Annotated in this window: 12 protein-coding genes; 4 read left to right on the forward strand and 8 right to left on the reverse strand. The window is 69.7% G+C overall.

The annotated features are described in order from the left end of the window. Positions 1-182: 182 nt before the first annotated feature. Positions 183-1739: an ABC transporter substrate-binding protein gene (locus tag ACWCQ6_RS10510; protein ID WP_451087566.1), complete on the forward strand. Its 1557-nt coding sequence runs from the start codon at positions 183-185 to the stop codon at positions 1737-1739. 69 nt (positions 1740-1808) lie between these two features. Here the strand turns inward: ACWCQ6_RS10510 and ACWCQ6_RS10515 are convergent, their stop codons facing one another. Further along, positions 1809-2606 (reverse strand): TetR family transcriptional regulator, encoded by a 798-nt coding sequence (locus ACWCQ6_RS10515; protein WP_451087497.1) that lies wholly within the window; start codon positions 2604-2606, stop codon positions 1809-1811. 120 nt (positions 2607-2726) lie between these two features. Between ACWCQ6_RS10515 and ACWCQ6_RS10520 the strand changes: the two genes are divergently transcribed. Continuing rightward, entirely contained in the window at positions 2727-2960 is a 234-nt protein-coding gene (locus ACWCQ6_RS10520) for a hypothetical protein (protein ID WP_451087499.1), read from the forward strand. Between the two features lie 7 nt (positions 2961-2967). Here ACWCQ6_RS10520 and ACWCQ6_RS10525 read toward each other — a convergent pair whose 3' ends face one another. The 7 genes from ACWCQ6_RS10525 to ACWCQ6_RS10555 form a co-directional block, all read right to left on the reverse strand. Then, the gene (locus tag ACWCQ6_RS10525; RefSeq protein ID WP_451087501.1) at positions 2968-3789 is read right to left on the reverse strand and encodes a hypothetical protein; all 822 of its coding nucleotides are present in this window, start codon (positions 3787-3789) and stop codon (positions 2968-2970) included. A gap of 12 nt (positions 3790-3801) precedes the next feature. Next, positions 3802-4401, reverse strand: coding sequence for a hypothetical protein (locus ACWCQ6_RS10530; RefSeq protein ID WP_451087503.1), 600 nt, complete (start codon positions 4399-4401; stop codon positions 3802-3804). Between the two features lie 175 nt (positions 4402-4576). Beyond that, the gene (locus ACWCQ6_RS10535; protein ID WP_451087505.1) at positions 4577-5335 is read right to left on the reverse strand and encodes a succinate dehydrogenase iron-sulfur subunit; all 759 of its coding nucleotides are present in this window, start codon (positions 5333-5335) and stop codon (positions 4577-4579) included. Next, positions 5335-7089, reverse strand: coding sequence for a succinate dehydrogenase flavoprotein subunit (sdhA, locus tag ACWCQ6_RS10540; protein WP_451087507.1), 1755 nt, complete (start codon positions 7087-7089; stop codon positions 5335-5337). The genes ACWCQ6_RS10535 and sdhA overlap by 1 nt, the downstream gene beginning before the upstream one ends. 29 nt (positions 7090-7118) lie before the next feature. Then, positions 7119-7595 carry a succinate dehydrogenase hydrophobic membrane anchor subunit gene (locus tag ACWCQ6_RS10545; protein ID WP_451087509.1) on the reverse strand — a complete coding sequence of 159 codons (477 nt, stop codon included), beginning with the start codon at positions 7593-7595 and terminating at the stop codon, positions 7119-7121. Positions 7596-7600: 5 nt separating this feature from the next. Continuing rightward, on the reverse strand, positions 7601-7981 hold the full coding sequence (gene sdhC, locus ACWCQ6_RS10550; protein ID WP_266689036.1) for a succinate dehydrogenase, cytochrome b556 subunit: 381 nt from the start codon (positions 7979-7981) through the stop codon (positions 7601-7603). A gap of 207 nt (positions 7982-8188) precedes the next feature. After that, the gene (locus ACWCQ6_RS10555) at positions 8189-8707 is read right to left on the reverse strand and encodes a 2-oxo-4-hydroxy-4-carboxy-5-ureidoimidazoline decarboxylase (RefSeq protein WP_451087568.1); all 519 of its coding nucleotides are present in this window, start codon (positions 8705-8707) and stop codon (positions 8189-8191) included. A gap of 327 nt (positions 8708-9034) precedes the next feature. Here ACWCQ6_RS10555 and ACWCQ6_RS10560 point away from each other — a divergent pair, with 327 nt between their 5' ends. Both ACWCQ6_RS10560 and ACWCQ6_RS10565 read left to right on the forward strand, forming a co-directional pair. After that, entirely contained in the window at positions 9035-10642 is a 1608-nt protein-coding gene (locus ACWCQ6_RS10560; RefSeq protein WP_451087512.1) for a beta-N-acetylhexosaminidase, read from the forward strand. Positions 10643-10794: 152 nt separating this feature from the next. Next, positions 10795-11625, forward strand: a complete 831-nt coding sequence (locus ACWCQ6_RS10565) for a DUF4328 domain-containing protein (RefSeq protein WP_451087514.1) — start codon at positions 10795-10797, stop codon at positions 11623-11625. The last annotated feature ends 247 nt before the right edge of the window (positions 11626-11872 follow it).

Below are 11872 nucleotides of genomic sequence, written 5' to 3' on the forward strand. Positions count from 1 at the left end.
CGTCGACGGCAGGTTCCAGATGTACACATCCGCCCAAGGTTTCAACTGCCGAACAAAAGGCTATGAGTCACAGTTTTACTCTTCCAGATGTGAAAATCGTGTGATTGGCTGACCGCGAGCATGCGGTGATGTGCGTATCTGAGCACAACATCGAGGTGGGGCTGGTAAGGGAGAGCACGTCAATGCGGTCGGTCCGGCTACGGATTCTCGCGATTCTCGCGGTTTTGGTCATCGCAGGTGCTGTCGTCTGGCAGCTGCTTCCCTCGGACGAGGTGAACAAGGATCCCATCGCGGTCGGCACGACGGACGACGTCACCTCGCTCGACCCGGCCGGTGCGTACGACGCCGGCTCCTGGGCGATGTACAGCAACGTCTACCAGTCGTTGATGACGTTCAAGTCCGGGGCGGTCGTGCCCGAGCCCGACGCCGCCGAGAGCTGCGGGTTCATCGGCCAGAAGCTCCAGACCTACCAGTGCAGGCTCCGCGACGACCTGACGTTCTCCAACGGCCGCAAGATCACGGCCGAGGACGTCAAGTACTCCATCGAGCGCATGATCAGGATCAAGACGGACGTCGGTCCCTGGGTGCTCTTCCCGAGCCTCAAGAACGTGGTGGCCGACGGCCGCACCGTCACCTTCAACCTCACCTCGCGCGACGCGACCTTCCCGCAGAAGCTCGCCACCGGAGCCGGTTCGATCGTCGACCGCGAGACGTACCCGGCGGACAAGCTCCGCAAGGGCAACACCGTCGACGGCTCGGGTCCGTACCTCCTGAAGTCGTACCGGCCGGGCGAGAGCGCCGAACTGGTCCCCAATCCCCTCTACAAGGGCGCGCTGAGCAAGACCGGTGTCCCGGTCACCGTGCACTACTACGCCAAGTCGGAACAGCTGCAGGCCGCCTGGAAGGCCGAGCAGCTCGATGTCACGCACCGCGAACTGCCGCCGGCCGCGCTCGCCGAGCTGAACCCCGGTGACCCCGACCTGCGCGTCACCGAGGCGGACAGCGCCGAGATCCGCAGCCTCGTCTTCAACGTCCGGCCCGGCTCCTCGCTGGCCGACAAGAAGGTCCGGCAGGCCATCGCCTCGATCATCGACCGCGGGCCGTTGGTGACCGACATCTACAAGGGCACCGTCGAGCCGCTCTACTCGCTGATCCCACAGGGCTACATCGGGCACAGCACACCGTTCTTCGACGCCTACCCCTCGCCCGACCCGGAGCGAGCCGAGCAGCTGCTGAAGGACGCCGGAGTGCAGACGCCGGTGAACATCAGCTTCGGCTACGGCGGTGGGAACGACACCCAGGCGAAGGAGACCGCGGAACTCCGCCGTCAGCTGGAGGCCGACGGGCTGTTCAAGGTCACGGTCCACGCCGTCGACTGGCAGAAGTTCCAGAAGGAGTACGCGGCCGGCAAGTACGACGCGTACGCGGTCGGCTGGCTCCCCGACTACCCGGACCCCGACACCTTCAGCCAGCCGCTGGTCGGCCGCAACAACAGCCTCCACAACGGCTACTCCAGCAAGAAGGTGAACAGCCTGATCAGCTCCACACTGCAGTACAGCGACCGCGGGCGCACCGCGGCCGACTTCAAGGAACTCCAGGCGCAGGTCGGCGAGGACGTGCCGCTGGTCCCGCTGTGGCAGAAGAAGGACTACGTCGTCAGCACGACGGACGTCACCGGTTCGCAGTACCTCTCGGACGGCACCGGCCTCTGGCGGCTCTGGGAACTGAAGCGGATCTGACGGACCCGGCGGATCGGAAGAACCCGATGGACCTGGCGGACCTGCGGTCCTGACGGTCCGCCGGATCGGTCACGGGGCGGTCGTACCGGCACTGCCGGACGGCCGCCCCGCCGCATTCCCAGGGCCTGACCGGCGGGCCGTGGGCCTGTTTCGCCCCCGGCCCCCGGACTTCGCGGCGCCGGGCAGGAACTCCTCCAGTACGTCGTGGATCTGCCGCACCAGCGGCCGCAGCACCCGGAACCGGCAGAGCGCGATGGCGCGGGCGCCGATCGGTGCGGAGCGCTCGACCAGGCGGCGGCTGCGCTCGGTGTGCTCCGTCCGGTCGTACACCCAGTACAGCACCAGCCCCATCTGCATCAGCCACATCAACTGCGGTAGCAGCAAGGCCAGTTCGGGGTCGGTCTTGGTGTCGGATCCGAGCAGGCACCGCCGGTGGATGTCGATTGCCGCCTCGCGGGCCGCGACCGACTCCGTGGAGAACGGGCTGAGCGGACTCTCCGGGTCGGCGGCGTTCTTGAAGAACTGGGCGGCGAAGCGGTGGTACGGCTCCGCCACGTCCAGCCAGGTGAGCAGGACCCCGCACATGCGCACCGCGAGGTCCTTGTCGCCGTCCAGGACCGGCTGCACGGCCGCCGCGTGCTCGGCTGCGAGCCGGTCGTAGAAGCCCTGGACGAGGTGTTCCTTGTTCGTGAAGTAGTAGTAGGCGTTTCCCACGGAGACGCCGGCCTCCTGGGCGATGGCCCGCATCGTCGTCTTGCCGTAGCCGCGTTCCTGGAAGAGCCGGAGCGCCGTTTCGAGGATGAGCGTGCGGGTCTGCTCGCTCTTGGGGGCCTTGACTTCCTTCACGTCCTTCGCTTCCTTCACCACGGTCCCGAGGCTATCCGCCGCGGTCAGCCGCCGGATCCGGGGACCGTACAGGCACCGTCCCCGTCCCCCTCGCCGCACGGCGGAGCGGTCAGGGGCCGGTACTTCGCGGCGGCGAGCACGGTGGCACGGGCGAACGGGCTGCCCGCCGGGGCGGTCAGCCAGTGCGCCCTGGGCCGGTGCTCGGCCGGCGCCCGGATGGGCCACGCGACCTGGCTGGGCGCGACGGACGTCCTCGGGCACGCGGAGTACCGGCTTCTCGGCGTCCTCGACAAGGACGAACGCACACTGCTCAACGACATGCTGCGGCGCGTCATGCCGGTCGCGGAGGACCGGGGCGACGCCGCCTGGGACTGACGGGCGCTCAGCCGGTCCGCTCGGTCCCGTCGGTCGTGGCGTCGGAGCCGTCGGGGCCGGCGACGAAGTGGTCGGCCAGCTCCGCCCGCAGCTCCTCGGGGCCCTTCGCGAGGATCTGCCCGAGCGCCTCGTTCCATTGCCGGGCCGCTTGCTCCACCGAGGAACGGAAGCCGCGGCGCAGCGGCACGCGCGCGAGCAGCAGCGCGAACGCGGCGACCGGCCGCAGCAGCAGCCGCCCGTGCACGCTCAGCGTGACATCGACGTGCCACAGGCCCTGCTCCGCCCGGCGCGGCCGCAGATACAACCGGGCGATCCCCAGCCGGTGCTTCAGCCGCGCCTCGGCCGGTGCGCGGGCCACCGGGGGCGCCCCGGGCGCCAGGGCGGCCGCAGCCCACCAGGCGGTCAGATCGAGCGACGCCCTGCCGGACGCACGGTGCAGCGAACCCGAGCCCTCGGGACCCCGGACCCGCCCCTCGATCTCCAGCGTCGCCGGACGGTCGGGGCTGCGCAGCCGCACGGCCATCCGCGCGGACAGTTCCGGTGACCCCATCAGCTGCTCGACGGCGATCGCACTGCCGCGCCGCCACTCCCGTATCACCGTCGCCTCCAGCTCCGCGGTGCCGGGGCCGCTGGCCTCGTACCGGGCGCCCGGCCGCAGATGGCGCCCCTTGACCAGGGCGAGGCCGGGGACCGCCCGCCCGTCCGGCAGCACGATCTCCCGGCCCCGGACCCGGGTGGACTCGGCGAGGTCCCAGAGGAGCGTGACGTAGGTGTGGAGCAGCTCGCGGTCCGCTGCGACCACGGTGACGGTGTGGCTGAGGCGGGCCATCGGGGCCGGCCCTCAGACGCTCATCGCGCGGGCCGTGTTGAGCTGGGCCATCACCAGGGGGAAGGTGTCGGGGCCGACCGCCGGGATCATCGTCGAGTGGTGCCGCCCGCCGCTGGTCACCGAGACCTGGACGAAGCCGGTCGTCCGCTTCTCCTTCATCAGCAGGAACAGCAGACCGACCAGGCAGAACAGCGCGAAGACGACCGCGAGCACGATCGCCACCGTCGGGATCTTCTCCTCGGTGCGGGTCAGGTCCGTGGCCGTCCACACCGCGCCCTTGAGCGGCATCGGGCCGGATGGGGTCACGATCTGGTCCTGCATCACGGCGATGTCACCGAATGTCAGGACCGGCATCCCGGCGCCCGTCGGGGCGCCCGGCTGCTGCGGGAAGCCGTGACCGGGCATGGCCGGCTGGGCCGCGACGCCCTGGGGACAGCCGTAGCCGGGGCCGGGCTGGACCGCGGACTCGGGCAGCGGCTGCGGGTAGCCGTACGCCGGGGCGCCCGGGGAGGGGTGGCCCTGGCCGTCCGGGACGGTGGGCGGATTGCCCGGCTGCTGGGGAGCCGGTCCCCACTTGTATGAGTCGTCCGCGTACGGATTCGGATCGCTCAACGTTCCCCGCTCTCGATCAAGCCTGTGCGCCACGGGCCCTGCTGCGCCGGCGGCGAACCGGTGCCCGGTTCCGCACGACCGTACCGCCAAGACCCGGACGGCGCAGCAAGAGGCCCCGTTCTCCGCGGTGTTCCTGCGGAGAACGGGGCCGGATGCGGCTGCCGTGAAGCGGCGGTCAGAAGCGGCGCGTGATCAGCGCCCGCTTGACCTCCTGGATCGCCTTGGTGACCTCGATGCCACGCGGGCAGGCGTCCGTGCAGTTGAAGGTGGTGCGGCAACGCCACACCCCGTCACGGTCGTTGAGGATCTCCAGGCGCTGCTCGCCGGCCTCGTCGCGCGAGTCGAAGATGAAGCGGTGCGCGTTGACGATCGCCGCCGGGCCGAAGTACTGGCCGTCGTTCCAGAACACCGGGCACGAGGACGTGCACGCGGCGCAGAGGATGCACTTGGTGGTGTCGTCGAAGCGCTCGCGGTCCTCGGCGGACTGCAGGCGCTCACGGGTCGGCTCGTTCCCCTTGGTGATGAGGAAGGGCATGACGTCGCGGTACGCCTGGAAGAACGGCTCCATGTCGACCACGAGGTCCTTGAGGACCGTGAGGCCCTTGATGGCCTCGACCGTGATCGGCTTCTCCGGGTTGATGTCCTTGATCAGCGTCTTGCAGGCGAGCCTGTTCTTGCCGTTGATCCGCATCGCGTCGGAGCCGCAGATGCCGTGCGCGCAGGAGCGGCGGAAGGTCAGGGTGCCGTCCATCTCCCACTTGATCTTGTGAAGGGCGTCGAGCACACGCTCCTTCGGGTCGATCGAGATCTGGAAGTCCTGCCACTGGGCCTCGTCGGAGACCTCCGGGTTGAAGCGGCGGATCCGGAGGGTGACCGTGATGTACGGGGAGGCGGCGGAATCCGCCGGGGCCTTGTCCAGAGTCGGGGTTGCCATCAGTACTTACGCTCCATCGGCTGGTAGCGGGTCTGGACGACCGGCTTGTAGTCGAGCCGGATCGACTCGGTGCCGTCGGCCGAGACCTCGCGGTACGCCATGGTGTGGCGCATGAAGTTGACGTCGTCGCGGTTCGGGTAGTCCTCGCGGTAGTGACCGCCGCGGGACTCCTTGCGGGCCAGGGCGGAGGTCGCCATGACCTCGGCCAGGTCGAGCAGGTTGCCCAGCTCGACGGCCTCCAGGAGGTCCGTGTTGAACCGCTTGCCCTTGTCCTGGATGGACACGTCGAGGTAGCGCTTGCGCAGCTCGGCGATCTTGTCGACGGCCGTCTTGATGGTCTGCTCGGTGCGGAACACCATCACATTGGCGTCCATGCACTCCTGCAGCTCCTGGCGGATCGTCGCGACCCGCTCGGTGCCCGTCGAGTTGCGCAGCCGCTCGATCTGCTCCTCGACCATCTGCGCCGGGTTCTCGGGAAGCTCGACGAAGTCGTTCTTCACGGCGTACTCGGCGGCGCCGATGCCCGAGCGGCGTCCGAAGACGTTGATGTCGAGCAGCGAGTTGGTGCCGAGGCGGTTGGCGCCGTGCACCGAGACGCAGGCGACCTCGCCGGCGGCGTACAGGCCCGGGACGACGGTGGTGTTGTCGGCCAGCACCTCGCCCTCGACGTTGGTCGGGATGCCGCCCATGGCGTAGTGCGCGGTCGGCTGGATCGGGATCGGGTCCGTGTAGGGCTCGATGCCGAGGTACGTGCGCGCGAACTCGGTGATGTCCGGGAGCTTGGCGTCCAGCTGCTCCGGCGGCAGGTGCGTGAGGTCGAGGTAGACGTGGTCGCCCTCGGGACCGCAGCCGCGGCCCTCACGGATCTCCGTGTAGATGGAGCGGGACACGACGTCACGGGACGCGAGGTCCTTCATGACCGGCGCGTACTTCTCCATGAAGCGCTCGCCGTCCTTGTTGCGGAGGATGCCGCCCTCACCGCGGGCGCCCTCCGTCAGCAGGATGCCCATGCGCCAGATGCCCGTCGGGTGGAACTGGAAGAACTCCATGTCCTCCAGCGGCAGGCCGCGCCGGTAGCAGGCGGCCTGGCCGTCACCGGTCAGGGTGTGCGCGTTGGACGTCACCTTGAAGAACTTGCCGGTGCCGCCGGAGGCGTAGATGACCGACTTCGCCTGGAAGACGTGGATCTCGCCGGTAGCCAGCTCGTACGCGACGACGCCGGCGGACTTCTTGACCCCGTCGACCTCGGTGATCAGCTGGTCCAGGACGTAGAACTCGTTGAAGAACTCCACGCCCTCCTTGACGCAGTTCTGGTACAGCGTCTGGAGGATCATGTGGCCGGTGCGGTCCGCGGCGTAGCAGGACCGGCGGACCGGGGCCTCGCCGTGGCTGCGGGTGTGACCGCCGAAGCGGCGCTGGTCGATGCGGCCCTCGGGCGTGCGGTTGAACGGGAGGCCCATCTTCTCCAGGTCGAGGACGGCGTCGATGGCCTCCTTCGCCAGGATCTCGGCGGCGTCCTGGTCGACCAGGTAGTCACCACCCTTGACGGTGTCGAAGGTGTGCCACTCCCAGTTGTCCTCCTCCACGTTGGCGAGCGCGGCGGCCATGCCGCCCTGCGCGGCGCCCGTGTGGGAGCGGGTCGGGTACAGCTTCGTGAGCACGGCGGTACGGCTGCGCTTGGTGGCCTCGATGGCCGCGCGCATACCGGCGCCGCCGGCGCCGACGATGACGGTGTCGTACTTGTGGATCTGCATGATTTCCTCTGGTCCCTCTGGCCCGGCGCCTAGCGGATGTTCGGGTCGAAGGTGAAGATCACCAGCGTGCCCAGCAGGACGGTGAACACCGTGGCGGTGTACAGCAGCATCTTCAGCCAGAAGCGGGTGTTCTCCCGCTCGGCGTAGTCGTTGATGACCGTACGGAGGCCGTTGGCGCCGTGCAGCATGGCCAGCCACAGCATCGCCAGGTCCCAGACCTGCCAGAACGGCGAGGCCCAGCGGCCCGCCACGAAGGCAAAGCCGATCTTGGAGACGCCGCCGTCCAGCACCAGCTGGATCAGGAGGTGGCCCAGGACCAGGACGACCAGGACGATGCCCGACAGGCGCATGAAGAGCCAGGCGTACATCTCGAAGTTGGTGCGCGAAGCCTTGGGGGTCTTGCCGGTCCGCTTGCGCGGCGGCTCGATGACCGGGGCCGGGTTGTCGACGTCGTACAGGCTCACGCCCTCGACGGAGCCGATCGCGGCGGAGGACTCGGTGGACATTGGCCTCAGCTCCCGAATACTTCGCGTACGGCGTGACCGAGGACCGGGTACAGCGCCCCGACCATCAGCACGACCCAGATGCCCACGACCGACCAGAGCATCTGCTTCTGGTAGCGCGGGCCCTTGGCCCAGAAGTCCACGGCGACGATCCGGAGACCGTTCAGCGCGTGGAAGAGAATGGCGGCCACCAGGCCGTATTCGAGGAGCGCGACGATCGGCGTCTTGTACGTGGCCACGACTTCGTCGTAGGCCTCGGGGGAGACGCGGACGAGAGCGGTGTCCAGGACGTGTACGAACAGGAAGAAGAAAATGAGGACACCGGTGACTCGATGAGCCACCCAGGACCACATGCCTTCCCGGCCGCGGTACAGCGTTCCAGCCGGCACGGAAGAACCCTCCGGGAGCAGGGATTGGGGTCGGCCGGCTTGACTGTCGGTCTGACCCGGCCGGGTACGGTCCACCGGCCCCGGCCATCGTAGCGACGGTTTGTCGGTTCGTTCGCGCGGGGGCCCGCGGTGTGATCAAAGTGGCAATCAAACAGGCACGGACGGGCTAGAACGGGGCTGGCGACTCCTGCCGCCGAGCCCGTTCTGTTATGAACCCGATACCAGCTCGATGATGCGGCCCCGGGCGAGTCGGCGCATCTCCTCGGCGGAGACCACTCGCTCCTGGTCGGGTTCGTGGCCGAGTCTGGCCCGGATCCCGGTGAGCACCTGGTCCGGCTGTTCGGCCGGCTCCAGCCCGTCCACGCACATCACGAAGACATGGCCGAAGCGGGACTCGTACGCGGCGTGCGCGGCCCGCAGCGCGAGATGGGCGGAGTGCGGCGCGGCGTGGTGCAGACCGGGCGGGATCTCGACGGCGAGCGCCTCGGCGAGATCCGCCGGGGCCAGGTCGTAGCCCGCCTCGTCGGCCGCGGCCAGCAGCGAGTCCAGGTCGGGATAGGGGCGGTGGGCGGTCAGCCGCTGCGCCCAGCGGCGGCTGCCGCAGCACTCCAGCAGGGCGGCCTCGGCCTCGGTGGACGGCGCGGCGTTGAAGAGGCCGAGGCCCTGGGCGTGCGCGGATCCGGAACTCTGGACGGGTACGGCCGTCCGGGTGGCCGGTTGCCGCAGTTGCTCCGGGAGGCCTGCGGGGGACTCGCTGAACCTGGACAGCGTGGGCTCCTCGGATCAACGGCATCTGTGGACCTGGAGCGGGAAGGGACGGATGGGACCAGGCAGATGCAGGGTGAAGGGAGAGACGAATGCGCCTCAAAGGTAGCGAGCAGGGGCAACGTGTGTCCGACAAATACGCGAACTTCACCCGGACGGGAGAGTTTCGGAACGCCCTCTGAACCGTAATCCAAGGAGAACACCCGGCTGCCTGCCCGACCCCGATCGGGTTTACGTGGTTCTGTCTGGTTTCGCCTTGTTTTCACGAACGACGGAGGTTTCTGAACGATGTCGCCCTCACGTGGCGCTCTCGTGGCCGGTGCGGTCCTCACCGCGGCGGCCGCCGCGGCGATCGCCGTCGTCATCTGGCAGGAAGGCTCCGACAGCGGACCCGCCGGCGAGGGGGCGAACGCCCGCACCCCCGCACCGTCCTCGCCCACCCCTTCGCCCACCCGGAGCTACCCGCTCTCCACCGCCCCGCGCACCATCCCCGCCGTAAGGGAGCACATCGCGGCCCGCGGCCCCGGCTGGCGCCCCGGCCCGGACGCCGGGGTGGTCGTCGCCGGCGGCAGCGGGACGCTCGCGGACGAGGGACAGCTGCTGGCCAAGGAGCTGAAGATCCATTACCGGGGCGAGGTCCCCGCCCGCGCGGGCGACGTGGAGCTGGCCCTCGCCCCGGGTGCGGGCGCCCCCGAGTCGTACACACTCGACGTCCACGGCGGACGGGTCAGGATCAGCGGACCCGACCAGGCCGGGGTCTTCTACGGGACCCGCACCCTGAAGCAGTCGGTGCGCGCCGACGGCGCGATGCCGGAGGGCGAGGTGCGCGACCGCCCCGACCGGCCGCAGCGCGGTCTCAACCTCGACATCGCGCGCAAGTACTACACCGTCGCCTGGATCGAGGACCGGCTGCGCGAGATGGCCGACCTCAAGCTCAACCAGCTCGGCCTGCACTTCTCCGACGACCAGGCCTTCCGTATCGAGTCCGACACCCACCCCGAGGTGGTGTCGCCGGAGCACCTCAGCAAGGCGGAGGTGCGGCGGATCCTCGGCCTCGCCTCCCGGCTGCACATCGAGGTCGTCCCGGAGCTCGACTCGCCGGGCCATCTCGGCGCGGTGCTGCGGGCCCACCCCGACCTCCAGCTGCGCAATGTGTCGGGCACCCGGTCACCCGGGTCGATCGACATCTCCGACCCGGGCTCGGCGAAGCTCATCGACGAACTCCTCGGCGAGTACACCGAGCTGTTCGGCGGTGCGTACTGGCATCTGGGCGGCGACGAATACCTCGCGCTGATGGCACAGGACCCGGCCGCCTCCTACCCGCAGCTCCAGCGCGCCGCCCAGCAGAAGTACGGAGCGCAGGCCGCCATCCAGGACCTGACGACCGGCTGGCTCAACGACCGCGCGGCGGTGGTGCGCCCGCACGGCAAACGGCCCAAGGCATGGAACGACGGCATCTTCCGCGACGGAATCGTCCACGCCGACAAGGACATCGAGGTCGAGTACTGGACGGGCAGGGAGTACGGCGCCCGGCAGCCGGAGGAGTATCTGAGCGAGGGGCGGCGCGTGGTGAACCTCAATGACGAGTTCCTCTATTACGTGCTCGGCCAGCCCAACAACTTCGTCTACCCGACGGGCGAGCGGATCTACGAGCAGTGGACCCCGCTCGTCCTGCGCGGCACCCAGCCGGTCCCGGCGCGCTACTCCGGCCAGATCCTCGGCGGCCGGTTCGCGGTCTGGGGCGACCTCCCGCAGGCGCAGACCCCGGCGCAGGTGGCGCAGGGCATCCGGATGCCGCTGCGGGCGACCGCCCAGAAGCTGTGGGCCCCGGGGAAGCCGGCGCTGAGCTGGGACCGGTTCCGGGCACTGGCCGCGCGGATCGACGGGACGGGCTGAGCGGATCGACGGGCACTGGCCGCGCGGATCGACGGGACGGGCTGAGCGGAATCGGCGTGGACAGCGAGGTGGGCGGAAGTTAGGTTCCGCATGCCGCGCGCAACCGGGGAGGGGCGCGCGTTCGCGCTCAGAACCTTGGGGGGTTCCGCTTCATGCTCTGTTCCACCTGCCGTCTCAGACCGCCGGTCACCGACGACGGACGCTGCCTGACCTGTGCCGGGCCGGCCGGTGCGGCGGCCCCGATGCCGCCCGCCCCGGCCTTCATCGCGCCGCAGCAGTATCTGCGCTCGCCCGAGGGGACCGCGAAGGCCGTGGTCGTGCTGCTGGCGCTCGTCGCCGTGTCGGACGTGCTCGCCGTGGCGGCGGGGCTGAACACGCACCGCGTGCTCGCGGCCGGAGTGGCGAACGACTTCGCGACGTACGACGAAGAGGCGGCGACCTTCGCGGACATTCTGTACGGGGCCACGAGCTCGCTCCAGACCCTCGCGACCCTGGCCACCGGGGTCGTCTTCATCATCTGGTTCCGGCGGGTACGGCTCAACGCCGAGGTGTTCGACCCGAGCCTGCAGTCGATGAGGCCCGGCTGGGCCGTCGGCGCCTGGTTCGTCCCGATCGCCAACTGGGTGCTGCCGCGCCGGATCGCGGGCGGCATCTGGACCGCGAGCGCCCAGACCAACACCGACGGCAGCTGGCGCACGGTCCCGGCCACCGTGATGAACCTGTGGTGGGGCGTCTGGGTCTGCTCGCAGATCGTCTCCCAGTTCACGGCCCGGCGGTACTGGGCGGCCGAGCAGCCGCAGGAGATCCTGGACACGACTCCCCTGCTGGTGGCGACCGACGGCATCGACATCGTGGCCGCAGTGCTCGCCATCCTCTTCGTGCGCAAGCTGACCCGGATGCAGGGGGAGCGGGCGGCACTCGGTGTGTATCCGCTGAGCGCACCGGGTCTGGCGGAGCGCGCCCACTGGGGCCGCGCCCACTGATCTCGGCCCTCGGTGGTGACGGTTTTGAGCCATCCGGTGCTGAACGCGGTCACGGGAAGTGCCTCGTCCTCCTGTGCGCGCACGGGGGGACGTGCCGACGGGGACGCCGACGAGCCTGCTGGAACCGATCGCCGCCGCTTACGGGCGCGGGCTCGCCGCGAGTGCGGTCGCCTGCCTCGACCGCTGTCTGTCGCAGCCCCCGGATGAAGCGGACCCGGATCCGCTCCGTCCGCTCCGGGCGGCGTGC

This window comes from Streptomyces sp. NPDC001880, assembly GCF_053594575.1.

Excerpts from the sequence above, each read along its gene's own strand:
- ACWCQ6_RS10535 (WP_451087505.1), bottom strand. The coding sequence starts at position 5,335 with ATGGCAACCCCGACTCTGGACAAGGCCCCGGCGGATTCCGCCGCCTCC.
- ACWCQ6_RS10560 (WP_451087512.1), top strand. The coding sequence starts at position 9,035 with ATGTCGCCCTCACGTGGCGCTCTCGTGGCCGGTGCGGTCCTCACCGCG.
- ACWCQ6_RS10525 (WP_451087501.1), bottom strand. The coding sequence starts at position 3,789 with ATGGCCCGCCTCAGCCACACCGTCACCGTGGTCGCAGCGGACCGCGAG.
- ACWCQ6_RS10545 (WP_451087509.1), bottom strand. The coding sequence starts at position 7,595 with ATGTCCACCGAGTCCTCCGCCGCGATCGGCTCCGTCGAGGGCGTGAGC.
- sdhA (WP_451087507.1), bottom strand. The coding sequence starts at position 7,089 with ATGCAGATCCACAAGTACGACACCGTCATCGTCGGCGCCGGCGGCGCC.
- ACWCQ6_RS10510 (WP_451087566.1), top strand. The coding sequence starts at position 183 with ATGCGGTCGGTCCGGCTACGGATTCTCGCGATTCTCGCGGTTTTGGTC.
- ACWCQ6_RS10565 (WP_451087514.1), top strand. The coding sequence starts at position 10,795 with ATGCTCTGTTCCACCTGCCGTCTCAGACCGCCGGTCACCGACGACGGA.